Source organism: Fluviispira vulneris, from assembly GCF_014281055.1.
Lineage (GTDB): Bacteria > Bdellovibrionota_B > Oligoflexia > Silvanigrellales > Silvanigrellaceae > Silvanigrella > Silvanigrella vulneris.
The window spans coordinates 161,581-178,790 of the sequence record NZ_JACRSE010000006.1; the positions used below are offsets into that span (position 1 = coordinate 161,581).

Below are 17,210 nucleotides of genomic sequence, written 5' to 3' on the forward strand. Positions count from 1 at the left end.
TTTTTTGTTACTTAAATATTTTTTCTGCAGCTTGAAATGTTCTTATTTTTGTGGTATATTATCCGGATGGAAATTGAAAAATCTAAAATAAATTTACAATATGTTGGGGTGGTGTGGAGTGGCGGATTGCTGCGGCGAGATGGTACAAAAATTAAAGCCGCAGCTGTTCGCAAATTATTGCTAAAATTAAATCCAACGCTCACAGAGCGAGAACTCTCAAAAATTATTTACAATTGCCCGTCGCTAAATCCAAATTTTGTGCCCGACGCGAAAATGATGGCGACGGCGATTAAACTAAAAAAAATGGAGGCGCGCGAAAAAAAACTTGAAAATGAACGGCGAAAACGTTTAAAAATTAAAAAAATAATGAAAGAAGCGAAACCAGACGATTTTAATTTACTAAATTATTTACGCATGCCGATGTCTCACTGCATTGCAGCAATACGCTCGAGACACGATTGCTTGAGCGAAACTTCTGCAAAAATGTTAGTCGGGCGTTGGGTGCGAGAAGGGCTTTAATGAAAATACATGCAAATAGTGTTGTCGTGCTGCAGAGTACCAGAATAGAAAATCAACTCGTGAATTTCACGGTCGAACTACCACCAAACACTTACAATATTGAAACTTTAGCGGACGGCGATAAGCTCACAATATGTGCAGCACACTTCAAAACATACCAGTGTGTCTTTACTACGTACGTTAAAAAGCTTGGCGAACGTGTATTGCTGTCAAACTGGTCGGCCTCAGTTACTTTAAAAAAGCAGAACGCACGTATGCGGAAGCAATTGCAGTGTGAAAAAACTTTAGTTCAGCTCGTGACTGACACTTTGAACGGTCTCGGCGGGGTTCTTCTGAATTTCTCTACAAAGTACTCGCCGAGCTGAGCTGACGTTAACTTGCTTTCCTTGCCGCAAACGGATTTAGTTTTGCGGCTATTTTTTTTAGTTGGCTGTCGTTACGTTGGCTATTGCCGCTAATTTGAAAGCCGCTTCCGTACTCATTAAAATATTTTGATTTTGGCACCATTTGTTCCACTCGCCAGCCATAAACTGCGCACATAATTGCGTCAGCGTGTCCATATGCCGCAGTTCTTAAAAAATCCGTGCGTGACACATTAAACGTGCAGTTTAGCAGTGATTTTATAGTAAACTCACAGTTAGAGAGTACGAAAATATCTTTACGGAAAAATGCGGCATTTAATGCTGAAATTGCGCTGTCCCTGTCCTGCTTTGGCGGGCACGGGGCGGAAATATTACAGAGTGAAAGTAAATCCACTCGTGTCTGGCCGTGTGCATCCACCCAAATATGGTTCTTATTTACTTCGTGCTCTTTAGATAACTCTAATATATTTTTTCCGATAATCATCACATCAGTATTTTCGTCAAGCACGCGTTCGTCAATTATAACACATTTATTATCGTTAACAGTGCGGCCGAACACATGCAACACACACTTATCTCGTATTCCGCCCGTATCTGCGACTATCCATTTCACAAAATCGAAACTTGGCCGCGTGCTGTAGTTTATTACATTCTCTAAATCAAATTTTGGAATAATTAAGCCGCCTTTATCTCTGACATTCCTGCACATGTATTCACGTAGAAAATCGGGCGAGTCTTCACCGCCGCACTCGCTAATAATCGCGGTAATATCCTCGGGCGTAAGTGCAGGGTTATCGTAAACCGTATAGCGCTTTAGTTTCCCTTGTAGCTCGTGTTCTTCGCATTTTATATTAAACGGATGGTCTGGTAATTTCGCGGGCGTAGATATAAAAATTAAAACGCCCTTTGGTTTTCCGCCAAACGTTGGCAACAACATCGGACTTAATACGGATTTTATAATATAGTTGTATTCGTCTGCCCTAGTAAATCCTGCTTCGTCAACTAAAATTGCTATAGCTCCACGGCCGCGCAGAGCTTCCGAGATAGTGTCAAACCCCGCAAATACTAGTTCGGAACTTCCGACAACCCATTTATTTACGCTTTTAGTTTCACGCATGAAACCTCTTGGAGCGTCTGCACTAATTGATTTTAATATCGGCGTATAGATTTCTTTAGCTTGGTCTTTTGAAGGTGCTAGCAAAATTACTTTTGAATTTTTAAATTTTATTGCCAGCTCACATGCGTATACTGCGCTTAAAAAAGATTTTCCAAATCGTCTGGCTGCGAGTATGACAATTTCCTCGCCCGCTTTAGCGCTACGCATTTGGTTGTAAATTTCTTTTTGGTTGCCGTGCAATTTGTATGACAATTCACCAGAAAGCCAGAGCGATTCCGTCAGTTTGTCTGACATTTTTTGAGCCTGTGTTCTTTAATTATCAGCAATTCTTCAGGTGAAAGCTCATCGATTTTATTTAACTGTTTATTTGTATTTAATGTGTCGCCATATTCATTTAAGATTTTTACAAGTACTGCAAGCATATCTGCGTCTGCTTTAGCCATTGGCATCTGGCTGCGGCTTGAAAGCGAATGTACTTTTTTGACCTGCTCGTCTATTATTTCTTTTACCAATTCTAAGTTTGTTTTATCGTTCAATTTAAAATTCCTAATGTAATTTTTTGCGGCTGCGGCGGTTTACTCAGATACTCTGTTCGCTGCTCATCCTGTTTCGCATCTGTGCGGAACGGATTAACAACGTATAAAATATTGGCGTTTTGATTAACTGCAGCAACAACAAAAGTACCGTTATTTGCGCTGTTTGAAAATCCTTCGAACGTAACCCCATCGCCCGCCGTGTACAAATTTGCATTTAGTACTTCATATTTAACAGTATTTCCGGAGCTCCAAATCGCACTTTTAGCAGCTACAGCGTGCGGCGATTTAAAATAAACTGTAAGCACTGTATCGGCTTTGTTATTTTGCTCAATTTTATGCGAGAGTATTGTTTGCCGTGAGCGTATAAAAACTGTTGTGTACGGTGTGTTGCCAAGGTTCATGGGCGTTGCATGGGTAACTGACAATTCGCGCTCGCTGTAATTAAAATTGTCGCCAAGCGTCAGTTTTTTACTGAATCCCTCCACAACTTCAGAAACAAATTTGTTCATAAAATCAAAAAATGTTTTTGCTTCCTGATACGTTCTTGTATTTGCAACTGTTGCAACGTCAAACGTACTTGAGGTCGATAATTTCATTTTATTGTCTCGCGAGCATTTTAGCGGATTTTAAAACGACAACATCCGTGTTAATTTTTTCCAATTGCTTTAAAATGTCCGCATTTGCTTGCATAGCATTGTTATGTAAACTTTTTAGTTTCTCGACAATTTCTGTCGTTTCTGCTTTTAGCTTCTGGCACATGTTTATATGTGCTGTAAATTCTCTACGCATATACCAAACGATAAGCGGAACGGCAGACGTAATTCCGCCTAGTAAATACAATTCTATCATTTATTCCCTCAAATATTTTTATTTTCTGATATGGATACTCTTGTGCGGCGATGATAAATATCGTTAACTACGGCACGATGGTTATTGTAAAGTGTACGGCGGAGTGCGACAGAAAAATTTAATTTATTTAGCGATTTTGTCGTTCTTTTGTAGTATGCATTCCAAAAATCGCCGAGCCATTTTTTATCGACGTTAGAAAGTGACGACAGATACTTACCTTCATCTACATAATCGCCGTGCAAATACTGCGAGTACACGCCCGCGTCTTTCGCTACATGCCACAGCGGGTTATCATTGCCCGCCATCAACATTTTTTTATTAATTCGCATTTGCGGGCGCTTTATTTTCGTCTAACGACAGTTTCTCGAGCAACGACGTTAGAAAAACGTGGGCAAAATGGCGAGCGTTTATATAGTCATCGTCTGCGTCAATTGCCAAAGGGCTAAAGCCTAGCGCTTCGATATCTACGTACAAATCTAAAATCCGATTCATTGTTCCCATTGCTTCTATGTATTTTTGCGCGTGCAATTGCCCTCCCGCATTATTCAAATTTTATAAAGTTTTTTTGTTAGCATTGATATTATAGTATATCAAAATAATTTTAAAAAGTCAACTTTTGTATAAAAATTTTTGATATATAGTTTTTACCGCCGAAACGTAATATCAAAATAATAAAAGAAAAGTTTTAATAACTTATAAATGAATCAATTTTTTTCCCTTACCTCCGAAGAAGATTCAAAGTAAGGAGTGAAGAGATGGCAGCAGATAGTGAGAAAAATAACGAGGAAAATAAAAATGATTTGAGTTTATACTTTCAGGCAATAAAGCGAGCTGAGCACATATACGACACTATTACAAATATTCGTGAACTTTCGTTCGGTGCTGCTATTGCTCTAGTGGTTATTGGGTCAATAAAGGATTTTCTAGTTAACTCAAATGACAACAGTGCACTGCTTTCTTCTATTCTGATTGTTAAAGATTTTAACCATATTCTAATACACGATTTAAAAATTTCTTTTATACTTGTTTTCTGCGGAATGTCTGCCTTACTTGTTTTGTTTACAAAAGAGATAGAATTTAAAGTTTACCGCCCTCGGCTGCACGGAGTTCTTAATTATTTAATTGAGTTTGAAAAGAAGGCTAGCGAAAAAGAAGTTAGCTTAGGGTTTAAGGAAAATTCTGGGCTAATAAAATTAGAAAAGGATTATGCCAAAGTAGATACAGATAAAAATATTGCGAAATTATATTATTGGTTTATTGGAGTAAGCTTAGGGCTAGGTATTATTGGGGGGTATTTAATAAATATAGACGCCTGCAGAGTAAAGAGTAATTTTAATAAATACTCAGACACACACATTCAATGTTCTCTAATCAAAGAGGAATTTAAAAACTCTGAGTCAAACCCTGTCTCAAAATTTGTAGAAACGACAAAATGTGAATGTGTTCCAGATTAAAAATAATGGAAAGTTTCAGTCCGGCGGATGAGTAAAAAAACTCAACCCTTCTTTTGTTCTAAAATTGAGAAAACGATAAAAACAGTGTTTTGCAAACTCTTATCTCTCTCCTATATTTTATTATTATTAATTAATAATATTTTATACTCTAAAGTATACTATAGTAACTGCAGAGCGCTTCAAATAGCTGTTATAAATTATAGCAACTTTAATTTTAGGGTTGGGTATTCCCACTCAACCGCCAGACGGAAGCACGCGCCCGCCACACTGCCGTCTTTCTTCCGTACCGCTTGCCGTACCTTGGCAGAGAAACCCGCCGCATAAGGGCGTTATATTGCCATTCTCGGCCATTTTCTAACGTACTCTAGCAGAACTTTAGCGAAATTGTAGTGCGAGAATAAACCGCCGCAATCTCATGCACTTGACGTTCACCACCGCACTGGCTGCAAAATTTTCGGCTCCTGTAATTACAGCTACTTGCGCTGTTATAGTTTCGCCCGCACACGAACATGTGGGCTTAAATGCTGATTGTAGCGTGCGCCGGAGTCCCGCGAAACCGTTTTGGGGTTACCGCCACCCGCCAAGGTAACACTACAGCCCGCCTCCGCATGCGACAGAATGCAGTAGTTACGAGGGTTTCTGAAACTCACTTATGATAACTGTGATTATGATGTGTGAGATTCGGCGATTTTGGGGTGTGGGAGCGTGCGGGAATTGCTGCGGTTTGTGGCGGAATCGGGCATGGTATTGCGGCCAGATGCCTCCCTTTCGCACATGTTTGCGCGCTCTCAACCACCATAACACGCCCGCAGAAACGACGGAATAACGGAAGTTTGCCACCGAGGGCGGCATGTGACTTGCGTACGCTTGCGGTAATTGCTACGATTTGTTGCCGTCTGTCGCCACTTTAAAAAAAATGGAGACAGATATTATGGATTTATTTTGTGATTATGTAACGGAGTGGATTGGAAGTTTAAACGAGAGGTATTCGGCTCAGACGATACGAAGTTATTCGAGAATAGCACGGAAGCACTTTAAACATTTTGCAGAAATGCAACTAGAAAATGTGAGTCCCGCACTACTCCTCAAATATCTGGTTATCAAAGCAACGCAGGATAAGCGTAAGTTTAAAACGACAAAAAACATTCTGTCAACGTTTTCGGCTTACTGTGATTTTTTACTTTGTCGAGGGCTGATAGAGAAGAATCCGTGTGTAGACGAAACTCTACTTTCGAGACTGCGGGCGCATTACAGAACCGCAAGGGACAAAGTACAAAAGCGAATGTACGCGCTGAGTGTCCCACACGCTGTCCTATTACTGCAGCGAGCATACTGTAAAGGTTACCAGTTCGGCCTTGCTACTGAAACGTTGCTGTGTACTGGGCTTCGACTTGGTGAGCTTGCGGGGCTTGAGATAAACGATGTGTCACTTACGCACATTGTAGTCTGTAGAGCTTTTGACCCTGAAGGCAAGCAAATGCAGATGTCGGCGAAATGGGGCAGCAATGGCAGCGTACCCATTCCCGCACACCTCGGCGAAAAGCTGGAGCTTTTTTTTAAAAGCAGAAAGCGCGCCGGAGACGAAAGTACTTGTGCATTCCCATATGTGCGAGCCCGTGCTGATGTATTTTCTAAACGTATTGGTAAAATATCAGACGACTTAGGATTGCCGCACACTACCGCACACGTACTCAGGAGAACCGCGTTAACTTGGCTTGTCGCTGAAGGCATTCCTCTCGCTGTGGTTCAGGCTGTCGCAAGACACAGTACTTCGGCGATGACGGAAAAGTACATAGATAAAAGGCAAGTGGATTCGACGGGAGCAACCGAAGCGATTGCGCGACGGCTAGGTAGTGACCGACGGCTCACGGCGGTGGGTGGCGACTGAACTAAAGTGCGAACGGGGGCTAGTTAAAAATCGGCATTTTGTGACAGCGAGATGTTAGCGCCACAGTAGGGTTTTAAAATGGCGGAGAGCGGGGGATTCGAACCCCCGGTACCCTTGCGAGCACGCCTGATTTCGAATCAGGTACATTCAACCACTCTGCCAGCTCTCCAAACCGGTTTTGACTCTCTAGCATACTTTGTAAATAAAAATCAACGGACGCTGTTCTGTTGTTTTCTTTTTTGTCCTGAAGTTGCCATTTTTTTAGTTTTGCTTTGTTTCTTTTTCAGAGCAATTGAATGGCTATTTTTCTTAGATTTTAGTACAATTTTCTTCTTATTTAAGTTGGAATTTGTGACTGACTTTTTTCCTATTTTATTTTTAACTAGCAATTGCCTTTTGTGTTTACGACTTTGACTCTGAATACCTTTTGAATATTTGCTTGAAGCAAGCCGTGCATACTGGCCTGTGCCCAATGCAACAGGAATATAGACCACTTGACCTTTGTGCAAATTGGAGTTGGCTTTTAGGTGAGAATTTGCGCTCAGCACCAGAGCTGTCTTTATTCTATAACGCGCAGCAAAAGAAGCCACCGACTCGCGCCGCTTTATTTTAGCAGCAAGCATGTATTGAGTGGGCGCATTAGGAAGCATATCGATAGAAGCCAATGCCATATCATATTTACTTGCTGGAACTTCGAGTTGAAATTTTCCACCCGAGGTGGCATGTGGCGGCGGAGTTATACCTAAGCGCAACTCTGGATTAAGTGATTCGAGGATATTTTTATCGACATTTAAAGAGCGCGCAAGATCGCTTAGCGAAATAGAACGTTCTAACTCGATAGATTTCGTTTGCGCAGGAATGGGTGCAGAGGTGATATCAAAACCGAATTTATCTGGGTTCTTAGAAATAATCATCGCAGCTATTAATTTCGGTACGTAATCCGCAGTTTCTCGATTGACAACCCCCATCGAGGTGAGCTCAAAGAAAGATGAGTCTTCACCATAATTTCTTAATGTCTTCTGCACACGCCCAGGACCAACATTGTAACTTGCGGTCGCCAAATGCCAGCCACCAAACATGTTATAAAGTTTGGTTAAATATCTTGCGGCTGCTTTGGTTGATTTTTTAATATTACGCCGTTCATCGACATAGTCATTTATTTTAAGGCCATATTCACGTCCCGTTGCGGGCATAAATTGCCAGAGCCCCACTGCTCCTGCCGAACTCAAAGCTTTTGGGCTGTAACCTGATTCAATCATAGAAAGATAGACAAGATCCTTCGGCAACCCATGCAATTCCAAAGTGCTTTCCATCTCTGGGATCACGGAGCGACTGCGTTTCAACCAAACGACAAAACTCTTACGTCCTGGCCCGCGAAAATAGTTTATCCACTGCAGCACTTGTGCATTGATTACAATTGGAAAGTCGAACTCGAGCCGATCAATGGTTGGATAGGCAATTTGGATAAAGCGATTCGTCCGTGCTTGGGTCAAGGCTTTATTGCGACTGGCGTTGGTCTTATAGTTTTTTCCATTTTCTTCGAGCCAGATTCTATCGAATTGATCTTGCCATGAAGCATAGTAAACGCTGTCCTGGCACAACAATGCACTGTCTTCATTCGCATTGGCAGAGCTTGAGTCATTTGGATTTTGGCTGCCAATAGGGATATTGGTGGACAATGCTTCATCGGTAGAATTCAGAATTAGATTTTCTTGATCATCAATTTCTTCTGGATTCAGTGCGGATGATTCTATCAATAAGCTTTCATCATCATGACTTGTCTTGATATTTGGAATATTTGCAGTGATTTTTGCTTTTTGATTTGCCTGTTTATTTGCAACAGCAGGTGATTTTCCTGCATCTGTTTGCTTTCTTTGTCCAGCTGATTCACTTGAGGAACGCTTCTTGTCAGAATCACTTGCATCTTTTTCAAAGGATACATTATCAGTTTGCTGCGGAGAAGTGTTCACTATCCGTGTTTTTTCATGTTTTAAGTTTAATGCTATTGAATTTTCATAGGTACCACTTTGGCAACCAACAATGAGAGGCATAAGAAACAGCGGAAGAAAAAACGGACGCACACGCTTAACGCTTGCGAATCTTAAGTAAGGAGTTTGGCTCAAATTGTCTTTTCTCATTAAATTCTTATCGTTCACCTTCAATGCTCCGTTTGATGACAGCATTATCTGTCCTTATCGGCATGATCGCTCGCGTGTTAATATGCTACAAAATTTGCAATGGTGTTGTAATCAACACAATCAATCCATCCTGTTTAGTCTTTGACGAAAAGAGTGTCAATCATGAATATCCTCTACAAAAGTCCGCAGCACCAAATATTAAAAATGCAAAACAGTTATGAATTGCAAAACGAAGCTACCAATCTAACCTTTTTTGAAAATAAAGTAACTCAACAAAAAAATAAAATTATAATAGATTTTAATTATATGCTAAAGCCAAATTTGACAATTAACAAGGGAATGACAATTAAAATCAAACACAATGGAATTTTCCAATGTGTTGCTTGCCAAAAAACAGTAAAAAAATTATTTTCAGGTTTTTGCTTTCCGTGTTTAAAGAAAAAAGCCTCTGCAGATACATGTATTATGAGCCCACATCTTTGCCATTATATGAATGGAACGTGCCGAGAGCCTAAATGGGGTGAGAATTATTGTTATAAGCCCCATTATGTTTATTTATCATATACTGATAAATTTAAAATTGGCATCACACGCGAATCGCAAATTCCAACGCGGTGGATCGATCAAGGAGCAACGAGTGCAAAGATTTTAGCTAAAGTGACATCAAGACATCAAGCTGGAGTTGTAGAAAATACAATGAAAGAAATTTTAGCTGATAAAAGTCATTGGATGAAAATGTTAAAAAGTGCGAATACGAGACCATCAGACGAAGAGTTTAATATAATGTTTAACAAAGCAAAAAACTGGTTAATCAATTTAGTGGAGTTCAAAAACGGCTCTCTGATAGTCTCTACCCCAGAGCATTTAACGCTTAGAAAAGAAATTGAGTTTTTTGCAGAATCTCCAATTGTAGAAATCAACTATGATTCCCCTGTAGATATTGCCACAATAAAATCACTCTCACTCGATAAAACTCCCGAAATAGAAGGCAAAATAACAGGAATTAAAGGCCAGTATTTATTTTTTAGTAATCACGTTTTTAACATGAGAAAACACGAAGGTTATATTTCAGAAATAGAAGTATCTAATAATTAATTTTTATTTATATTTTCTTTTATATTCTGAAAAATTACGACTCAAACCGAATAATATAAGATTTTCTAGATCTTGTGTCGACATTGGCAACAGATGCATAGAAAATTTTAAATGACTCATTTTTTTTCTTAAATACCAAAGAATTGCTTCAAGTATCAATATTTTTATTCTAAAAAAGCTACTATAAGCTAAATTTGCCAAAAGCACATCACCAAATTTTTTCTTTTGTGAGACCAAATAATTTTGTTTTGAGCTTTCTTTCCAAAACTCAACTCGCATAAGAAAACGCCAAAATATTTTTGCGCTATAAGGTAACCCAGAAAAAATTGATTCCCAGATATTAGCAAAACGCAAAGAATATAAATTACGAGCAGCAATACGCACTTCACCAATAAGTTGTGTTTCTTCGACTGTTTTTAGAAACGGATCCTTACTCCAAGCTTCAACAATACGCCAATAATCGTCCAATGAATTTCTGCGCAATTGCTCAAGACATTCAATTGTGCAAAAGCTTCGTGCTATACTCGCTAACTTAACAAACTCCTGACGATCTTTAAGCCATTTGCGCGAAGGCACTTCTATCACATAGCGAACGGTCGCAGGTCGTACCTTTTCAATGATTTCTATATAAAGATCACTAGTCGTTAAAAGCATTTGTCCGTCTTGACTCATTTTAAGATTTGGGTGATCCTCTGGTGAAACTCTTTTAAATAATATATGACAGACATTTGCCTGAGCGAGTTCATATGTTCTGCTCGAAAGCATTGAGATATCTCGTTCATCTAAAACAGGACCGATATCGTATTCTGGCATTTGTCGGGTAAATTCAAAAAGAGTGGATAAAATAACTTTCGAAACACGAATTATTCCAACATTCCAAACAGTGCCAACTAACTCTTTTAATGTAAATTGTTTCCTTAAAATTCTACCGAAATTATTGCGCGCAGAAATAGAAGCAGTCGTCAAAGCAATTTGACTGAGACCTCTTAAAGCAGCTTGTACTTCGACTTTTAAATCAATCTGATTCTCACTTAAAGTTTTTATAAATTCACCCACGAAACGGGTTAAACTGGCGCTACCCATAGAAAGATTTAGAAAATGCCCAAGGTCGTCTAAAATAGTATTTGAATGCAAAGTTTCAGGATTGTCTACCAAATGATAAAGTGTCCGATAAACCCCTGCAGCATCGCGGAGCAACAAACGATAAATAAGATGTTTAAATTCTTCTCGAGTTTTTATATCCCACACAAAACATGGATTTAAATCAATCATAGAGACTTGATGGCTCAAATCATCATATAAAATATTACCAGGATGAGGATCTGCCCAAACCACACCTTTATTGAAAACGAGATCAATATATACTTTTGCAATTGTATCTGCAATTTCACGCCTTGCTAAATATTTTGTTTGAATAATTTTTGTAACTTTAATACCATTCATTTTTTCCATAAAAACAATGGTAGGATGAGATTGAAAAAAGCGTGGTACTTGAATGGAGTTATTTTCACCTAAAGCAAAGCGTACTTTATCAGCATTTTTTTCTTCAAGAATAAAATTTAGTTCTTCTTGACTTTGCTTGTGATAATTCAATACTGCTCTTCTTAATGTCGAAACTAGCCCCAATAATTCTGAGCGAATAGACTTTGTCAAACTGAGATCTTCTATCAGGGCTTTATGTGCGTCATCTGTTAACTTTAAAATATGTTCACTTTGGATTGAAAAAAGTTCTCTTAATTTCGGTCTCTGGATTTTTATTAAAACGTTATCAACTCCAAAACGCTCTTTACCATCAGCATTGAGTTGAATATTATATAAAGATCCAACACTGGCACTTGCAAAATGCCGCATGGGATTTTTGGGAATTATCAAATAAGGCTGCCAAAATGCATATTCTTCTTGATTAAGTGTTTCTTTAAAATAATCCCATGATTTTTCGATACTCGGAAATATTCCACCTGCATCATCCTGAGTTGTTCTCAGTTCTCTTGCTAAACTTGGAGGACAAAGTTCAGAAATAACTTGAGATATTTTTACATATAAGCCACCAATTTCCTGTATAGCAATTGCAATAACACGCCCATTGGAAATTTCATTGTGTGGTGTACAAGCGATCGAAAGCAGTGCATTTATACAGCTTTCTCCAGGAATAGCTTCAATAGCACCACTTAAAATAGGTGCAAGGACTTTGCCACGTGGATCGGAGGACAAAGTTCTTTTTAAAAGTGGAAAAACTTTTTCTTTATACACTTCTCCTAAAATATTTTCTGCTAATAGATAAATTTGATTTCTTTCCTCTTTATTTAAAGAAAAAAGTGCATGAAAAAAAGTCTCTTTTAGATCAGGAAACCTTTCGGCTGCTTGTGAAGATAAAGCAGGAATAAGAGAAACAAATCCGCCTATTCGTTCGCCCAATGGACCGAAGGCATCTTCAAGAATTTGCGGTTGACCAAAAAGTGCTATCAACTGTGGATTTGCTTCAACCGCTGTGCAGACCATTTCAATAAATGGTGCAAGTAATTCTTGGGTAACTTCAGTATCTGTTAGAATTTCCGAAGAAATTTCTCCGACACTTTCTTGTAATGTTTGAATGGATCTTTCAATTTTTGTTAAAATCGTATCACTTTGCGGAAATAAAATACGTGTTAAACCACGCATGAGTGCGAAGCGATTGACTGAGGTTTTTTTATTTAACAGAGGAGTCGTTGCAATATCCGAAAAAACATATGAAATAAATTTTGCTAGAATTTGTGACTTTATTCTAATATTTTTTGCCAATGGTACCACCCAGCGGTAGTCCATTGCAGCAACTTTTTCCAAACTTTCTTTATAATTTCTTTTCTTTTTTTCGAGCGCTTGTCTTTTTTTTCGACTGCGTTCACTCTGCATACGTATTTGCCCCCAAATGAAGATCAATACCTTTATTTACGGGTATCATCTCCTTTATAGAATTGTTGACATGCTCTTAGCATTTTGCGAGCCCTATGTCAGATAAATACTGATGGCGGATTTTTCACCCGACCCTCAGAGGAAGGCTATAAATATGAAAGCAACGAAACTTGGTTCCCACATTCGTAATGAATTCCCTCTCTTCGAAAATAATAAAAAAATTGAAGATGGACAAATCAAACCTTTTTCGTATTTAGATTCAGCCGTTTCAGCGCAAAAACACATCAGTGTGATAAAAGCTATGTCGCATCATTTAGAATACGACTATGGCTCTGTTCACCGTGGAGCGTATGGCGTATCGGTTCGATCCTCTCAGATGTATGAAAACACACGATCTATTGTGGCAAAATTCATTGGAAATTCTGTGCAGCCTGAACAAATAGTTTATACCCGTGGAACAACGGAAAGCTTGAATATTTTAGCCAATGGAATTGGCGAAGAGTATTTGAATGAAAATAGTCGAATTGTGATTCCTGCAGCTGAACATCATGCAAATTTAATCCCGTGGCAACAAGTTGCACTCAAAAAGAATTGTGAATTAGCTTACATTCCTCTTGAAGGAAAAAAAGGAAAAGAATTAAGACTCAATTTATCTGAAGCAAAAAAACTTATCACAAAAAATACCAAAGTGGTTTCTCTTGCCCATGTCGGCAATGTCATTGGGCAAATCAATCCAATCGAAGAAGTGATTGCTCTTGCTAAAAGCGTAGGAGCCCTCGTAGTGCTCGACTGTGCACAAAGCATGACTTGCATAGAAGAAGATGTTTTTGCTCTTGGAGCCGATGCCATCGCCTTTAGCCCGCACAAAATCTATGGTCCCTCAGGAATAGGTGTTTTAGCGATGAGTAATGAACTCATGGAACGTTTACCTCCATACACTTTTGGAGGTGGCATGATTTCTGATGTGTCTCTTGAAGGAAGTTCTTGGGCCCAGGGACCAGCAAAATTTGAAGCAGGCACACCTCCTATAACTGAAGTAGCAGGCTTAGATGCAGCAATTAAATGGATAACACAAGTAGGGAAAATCAATATTCACGACCATGCTGCTTCTTTAGCAGCAATATTTCTTAGTAAAGTTCAAGAAATACCTGATATTGAAGTTTTTGCTCCTGGGACTGGTCAAGAAACCATCGTTTCCTTTCGTCATAAGAAAATACATGCACATGACTTAGCTACAATTTTAGATGCGGAAAACGTTGCAATGCGCGCTGGTCACCACTGTGCTTGGCCTCTCATTCGCTTTTTAGGGGTTGATGCCCTCGTCAGATGTAGTTTTGCAGCTTATTCAGACAAAGATGATATCGAATTGGCTATAGCAGCTATAAAAAAAGCTTCAAAAATAACTTAAGTTCATCGTTCTTTTTTATAGTTTGTTGTTTTACCGTCGCATTTGTCGATCTTACGCTCATCTAGTGGTATTCCTTTAGAGAACGCGGTTGATCGCGTTATTATTAAGCATTTTGGAGTTTAGAGGATGACGACCGGTCTAAAATCTTCACAATCAGTAGAGCTCAATGCCCTTTACCAAGAGGTCATTGTCGATCACTCAAAAAATCCTAGATTTAAATCTAAGAACATGCCTTGCCGCTTTTGCCAAGAAGGTAAAAATCCTCTTTGTGGTGACAACATCACAATTTATTGCCAAGTCGAAATGAAAGATGACAAACCAACCCTTTACGTTGGCTTTGATGGAACAGGGTGTTCTATTAGCCAAGCCAGCGCAAGTATTATGTGCAATTCCATGCAGTCAGTTACTTTAGCTGAGGCTCGAGATTTAATAATAGAAGCTGAAAAAATATATACTGGAATTATTCAAGTTAATTCAGATGATCTTGAACAAGATATAGAAGCGTTGCACGGAGTGAGCAAATTCCCAGTTCGTGTCAAGTGCGCTGCTCTTGCTTGGAAAACTTTAAGTCTGCTCTTAAATGAAAATTTTGATGAAGCAGGGATGCCTAAACAAGGTTGTGATAAACTCACAAATTGTGCACAGTCGCCTTTAAATAAACGGAAATTAAAAATTGTTTCTACAGAAAATTAAAATTTTGTTTTGTCCTTTAGGAGAAGAGTTCGTATGTTAACCATCAATCAAGTAAAAGCATCCGTAGGTGACAAGGAAATATTAAAAGGCATTGACCTTGAAATTCCTGCAGGAGAAATCCACGTTATTATGGGTCCAAATGGCGTAGGTAAATCCACTCTGGGTCATGTTCTAATGGGCTCTAAAAATTACAAATTAAATTCAGGTAAAATAATACTCGATGGTGAAGATATTTCTGAACTCGACACCGCAGAAAGAGCAAAAAAGGGAATTTTTCTAGCATTTCAGTATCCTGTTTCTATACCAGGTCTCAAGATCTCCGAATATTTACGAAACCTTTACAACTTACGTCACTCTAAACAAGTGAGTGTGTCAGAGTTTAGAAAAATCTTAAAAAATAAACTTGAACTGTTAAATATTGAACGTGCTTCTTTGCAGAGATATTTAAATGATGGTTTCTCAGGCGGAGAAATGAAGCGTTTAGAAATGCTACAGCTCATGTTAATTGAACCAAAAGTCGCAATTTTAGATGAAATTGACTCAGGTGTTGACGTTGATGCACAAAAGATTGTTGCTGAAAGCATTAAACATATCGCAAAAGAAATTGGTACAAGTTTTATCATAGTCACTCACTATCAACGTCTTTTAAACTTTATAAATCCTCACAAAATTCATGTTATTTTAGACGGAAAAATCAATCAATCTGGCGATATGTCTTTGGTTGAAGTGCTCGAGCGTGAGGGTTATGAACACATTCGTCAAAATAATTCTTCAAGTCAATAAATAAACTTGAAGAGGAGTTGCATATGAAAAACGATAAAGATCCAACATTAATCGAAGATTTTGATGCCTCGCAGGTTGATATCCTTGACGACTATAAATATGGCTTTCATGTAAAAGAAAACTATGTCTTTAAAGGGGCAAAATCCGCACAAGGTTTGACAAAAGAAATTGTTGAAGAAATTTCTGCTTTTAAGCATGAGCCAGAGTGGATGCTCGATATTCGCCTAAAAGCCCTTGAAATTTTTAATTCTAAGCCCATGCCAACTTGGGGCGACACGAAAGCCCTGAACGAAATCGATTTTACGAATATTCACTATTTTGTACGTCCGACTGAGAGGGTGGGAACGAATTGGGATGATGTTCCTTCAGAAATAAAAGACACTTTTGATAGATTGGGTATTCCAGAAGCTGAAAGAAAATTCTTAGCAGGCGTTTCTGCGCAGTTTGAGTCCGAAGTTGTGTACCACAGCATGCAAAAAAGCCTTGAAGAAAAAGGAGTACTTTTCTTCGACATGGACACTGGCCTACGAGAACACCCTGAAATTATTAAAAAATACTTTGCAACCGTCATCCCCGCAGAAGATAACAAGTTTGCCGCATTAAACACTGCGGTTTGGAGTGGTGGCAGTTTTATCTATGTGCCCAAAGGTGTGCACGTCGATATCCCATTGCAGGCTTATTTCAGAATCAATACGGAAAACATGGGCCAATTCGAACGCACCTTGATCATTGCCGACGAAGGCTCTTCGGTGCACTATATTGAAGGCTGCACTGCACCTGTTTATCGTAGTGATTCACTCCACTCTGCTGTGGTTGAATTGATAGCCATGAAAGGCGCTAAAATCCGTTATACAACCATCCAAAACTGGTCAAAAAATATTTACAATTTAGTGACCAAACGTGCCTATGCATACGAAGATGCTTCAGTTGAATGGGTGGATGGAAACATTGGTTCTAAATTAACGATGAAATACCCAGCAGTTTACTTACTTGGCCCACGCGCCCGCGGAGAAATCCTTTCCGTAGCTTTTGCTGGAAATGGCATGCATCAAGACGCTGGTGCCAAAATTATCCACGCAGCTCCTCATACAACGAGTGTTATCACTTCAAAATCGATTTCGAAGGACGGAGGTTGCACGACCTATAGGGGTCTGGTTAAAATCCCTAAAGGCATGAAGGGTTGTAAAAGCAAAGTTCAATGCGATGCGCTCTTGATGGATGACATTTCAAACTCAATAACTTACCCTACGATGCAAATTGAAGAACAAGAGGGGACTGAAGTTGGGCATGAAGCCAGTGTGAGCCGTGTGAGCGATGAGCAAATTTACTATCTCACTAGCCGTGGATTTTCAGAAAGACAAGCAACCCTCATGATAGTCAATGGATTTATCGAAGAGTTTGTAAAAGAATTGCCTATGGAATACGCGGTAGAACTCAATCGCTTGATTGAAATAGAATTTGAAGGAGTGGGTTAATTTT

General features: G+C 39.0%; 17 protein-coding genes and 1 tRNA gene. 9 read left to right on the top strand and 9 right to left on the bottom strand.

What is annotated here, in order from left to right; genetic code table 11:
• The first annotated feature begins 66 nt into the window (after nt 1–66).
• Together H7355_RS14270 and H7355_RS14275 are read left to right on the top strand one after the other, a co-directional pair.
• Nucleotides 67–519 carry a hypothetical protein gene (locus tag H7355_RS14270; protein ID WP_186648992.1) on the top strand — a complete coding sequence of 151 codons (453 nt, stop codon included), beginning with the start codon at nt 67–69 and terminating at the stop codon, nt 517–519.
• A gap of 26 nt (nt 520–545) precedes the next feature.
• The gene (locus H7355_RS14275) at nt 546–884 is read left to right on the top strand and encodes a hypothetical protein (protein WP_186648994.1); all 339 of its coding nucleotides are present in this window, start codon (nt 546–548) and stop codon (nt 882–884) included.
• Nucleotides 885–891: 7 nt separating this feature from the next.
• Here H7355_RS14275 and H7355_RS14280 read toward each other — a convergent pair whose 3' ends face one another.
• The 6 genes from H7355_RS14280 to H7355_RS14305 form a co-directional block, all read right to left on the bottom strand.
• Nucleotides 892–2,292 carry a terminase large subunit domain-containing protein gene (locus H7355_RS14280; protein WP_186648997.1) on the bottom strand — a complete coding sequence of 467 codons (1,401 nt, stop codon included), beginning with the start codon at nt 2,290–2,292 and terminating at the stop codon, nt 892–894.
• Nucleotides 2,277–2,534 (bottom strand): hypothetical protein, encoded by a 258-nt coding sequence (locus H7355_RS14285; RefSeq protein ID WP_186648999.1) that lies wholly within the window; start codon nt 2,532–2,534, stop codon nt 2,277–2,279. Before H7355_RS14285 ends, H7355_RS14280 begins: the two co-directional genes overlap by 16 nt.
• A complete protein-coding gene (locus tag H7355_RS14290; RefSeq protein ID WP_186649001.1) occupies nt 2,531–3,130 on the bottom strand; it encodes a hypothetical protein in 600 nt (199 codons plus the stop codon). The genes H7355_RS14285 and H7355_RS14290 overlap by 4 nt, the downstream gene beginning before the upstream one ends.
• Nucleotide 3,131: 1 nt before the next feature.
• Nucleotides 3,132–3,383 carry a hypothetical protein gene (locus H7355_RS14295; protein ID WP_186649003.1) on the bottom strand — a complete coding sequence of 84 codons (252 nt, stop codon included), beginning with the start codon at nt 3,381–3,383 and terminating at the stop codon, nt 3,132–3,134.
• Nucleotides 3,384–3,391: 8 nt separating this feature from the next.
• Nucleotides 3,392–3,640 carry a hypothetical protein gene (locus H7355_RS14300; protein WP_186649005.1) on the bottom strand — a complete coding sequence of 83 codons (249 nt, stop codon included), beginning with the start codon at nt 3,638–3,640 and terminating at the stop codon, nt 3,392–3,394.
• Between the two features lie 61 nt (nt 3,641–3,701).
• Nucleotides 3,702–3,911, bottom strand: coding sequence for a hypothetical protein (locus H7355_RS14305; protein WP_186649007.1), 210 nt, complete (start codon nt 3,909–3,911; stop codon nt 3,702–3,704).
• Nucleotides 3,912–4,138: 227 nt separating this feature from the next.
• On the opposite strand from H7355_RS14305, the gene H7355_RS14310 reads away from it, so the two are divergent.
• Together H7355_RS14310 and H7355_RS14315 are read left to right on the top strand one after the other, a co-directional pair.
• Entirely contained in the window at nt 4,139–4,837 is a 699-nt protein-coding gene (locus tag H7355_RS14310) for a hypothetical protein (protein ID WP_186649009.1), read from the top strand.
• Between the two features lie 931 nt (nt 4,838–5,768).
• A complete protein-coding gene (locus H7355_RS14315; RefSeq protein ID WP_186649011.1) occupies nt 5,769–6,725 on the top strand; it encodes a tyrosine-type recombinase/integrase in 957 nt (318 codons plus the stop codon).
• A gap of 79 nt (nt 6,726–6,804) precedes the next feature.
• On the opposite strand, the gene H7355_RS14320 is transcribed toward H7355_RS14315, so the two are convergent.
• Together H7355_RS14320 and H7355_RS14325 are read right to left on the bottom strand one after the other, a co-directional pair.
• Nucleotides 6,805–6,894 (bottom strand) — tRNA-Ser (locus H7355_RS14320).
• Nucleotides 6,895–6,934: 40 nt separating this feature from the next.
• Nucleotides 6,935–8,908, bottom strand: a complete 1,974-nt coding sequence (locus H7355_RS14325; RefSeq protein WP_186649021.1) for a lytic transglycosylase domain-containing protein — start codon at nt 8,906–8,908, stop codon at nt 6,935–6,937.
• 117 nt (nt 8,909–9,025) lie between these two features.
• On the opposite strand from H7355_RS14325, the gene H7355_RS14330 reads away from it, so the two are divergent.
• The gene (locus H7355_RS14330) at nt 9,026–9,958 is read left to right on the top strand and encodes a DUF2797 domain-containing protein (protein WP_186649024.1); all 933 of its coding nucleotides are present in this window, start codon (nt 9,026–9,028) and stop codon (nt 9,956–9,958) included.
• Between the two features lie 3 nt (nt 9,959–9,961).
• Here the strand turns inward: H7355_RS14330 and H7355_RS14335 are convergent, their stop codons facing one another.
• Nucleotides 9,962–12,847: an AarF/UbiB family protein gene (locus tag H7355_RS14335; RefSeq protein WP_186649026.1), complete on the bottom strand. Its 2,886-nt coding sequence runs from the start codon at nt 12,845–12,847 to the stop codon at nt 9,962–9,964.
• A gap of 154 nt (nt 12,848–13,001) precedes the next feature.
• Here H7355_RS14335 and H7355_RS14340 point away from each other — a divergent pair, with 154 nt between their 5' ends.
• From H7355_RS14340 to sufB, 4 genes are all read left to right on the top strand, one after another.
• Nucleotides 13,002–14,255 carry an aminotransferase class V-fold PLP-dependent enzyme gene (locus tag H7355_RS14340; RefSeq protein ID WP_186649028.1) on the top strand — a complete coding sequence of 418 codons (1,254 nt, stop codon included), beginning with the start codon at nt 13,002–13,004 and terminating at the stop codon, nt 14,253–14,255.
• 126 nt (nt 14,256–14,381) lie between these two features.
• Entirely contained in the window at nt 14,382–14,948 is a 567-nt protein-coding gene (gene sufU, locus H7355_RS14345; protein ID WP_186649030.1) for a Fe-S cluster assembly sulfur transfer protein SufU, read from the top strand.
• 33 nt (nt 14,949–14,981) lie between these two features.
• The gene (gene sufC, locus H7355_RS14350; protein ID WP_186649033.1) at nt 14,982–15,731 is read left to right on the top strand and encodes a Fe-S cluster assembly ATPase SufC; all 750 of its coding nucleotides are present in this window, start codon (nt 14,982–14,984) and stop codon (nt 15,729–15,731) included.
• A 23-nt stretch (nt 15,732–15,754) separates the two neighbouring features.
• Nucleotides 15,755–17,206: a Fe-S cluster assembly protein SufB gene (gene sufB / locus H7355_RS14355; RefSeq protein ID WP_186649036.1), complete on the top strand. Its 1,452-nt coding sequence runs from the start codon at nt 15,755–15,757 to the stop codon at nt 17,204–17,206.
• The last annotated feature ends 4 nt before the right edge of the window (nt 17,207–17,210 follow it).

Bases quoted from the DNA above. Each gene is read 5' to 3' on its own strand.
- H7355_RS14270 (WP_186648992.1), top strand. From the start codon at position 67: ATGGAAATTGAAAAATCTAAAATAAATTTACAATATGTTGGGGTGGTG.
- H7355_RS14280 (WP_186648997.1), bottom strand. From the start codon at position 2,292: ATGTCAGACAAACTGACGGAATCGCTCTGGCTTTCTGGTGAATTGTCA.
- H7355_RS14290 (WP_186649001.1), bottom strand. From the start codon at position 3,130: ATGAAATTATCGACCTCAAGTACGTTTGACGTTGCAACAGTTGCAAAT.
- H7355_RS14295 (WP_186649003.1), bottom strand. From the start codon at position 3,383: ATGATAGAATTGTATTTACTAGGCGGAATTACGTCTGCCGTTCCGCTT.
- H7355_RS14310 (WP_186649009.1), top strand. From the start codon at position 4,139: ATGGCAGCAGATAGTGAGAAAAATAACGAGGAAAATAAAAATGATTTG.
- H7355_RS14315 (WP_186649011.1), top strand. From the start codon at position 5,769: ATGGATTTATTTTGTGATTATGTAACGGAGTGGATTGGAAGTTTAAAC.
- H7355_RS14325 (WP_186649021.1), bottom strand. From the start codon at position 8,908: ATGCTGTCATCAAACGGAGCATTGAAGGTGAACGATAAGAATTTAATG.
- H7355_RS14330 (WP_186649024.1), top strand. From the start codon at position 9,026: ATGAATATCCTCTACAAAAGTCCGCAGCACCAAATATTAAAAATGCAA.
- H7355_RS14335 (WP_186649026.1), bottom strand. From the start codon at position 12,847: ATGCAGAGTGAACGCAGTCGAAAAAAAAGACAAGCGCTCGAAAAAAAG.
- H7355_RS14340 (WP_186649028.1), top strand. From the start codon at position 13,002: ATGAAAGCAACGAAACTTGGTTCCCACATTCGTAATGAATTCCCTCTC.
- sufU (WP_186649030.1), top strand. From the start codon at position 14,382: ATGACGACCGGTCTAAAATCTTCACAATCAGTAGAGCTCAATGCCCTT.
- sufC (WP_186649033.1), top strand. From the start codon at position 14,982: ATGTTAACCATCAATCAAGTAAAAGCATCCGTAGGTGACAAGGAAATA.
- sufB (WP_186649036.1), top strand. From the start codon at position 15,755: ATGAAAAACGATAAAGATCCAACATTAATCGAAGATTTTGATGCCTCG.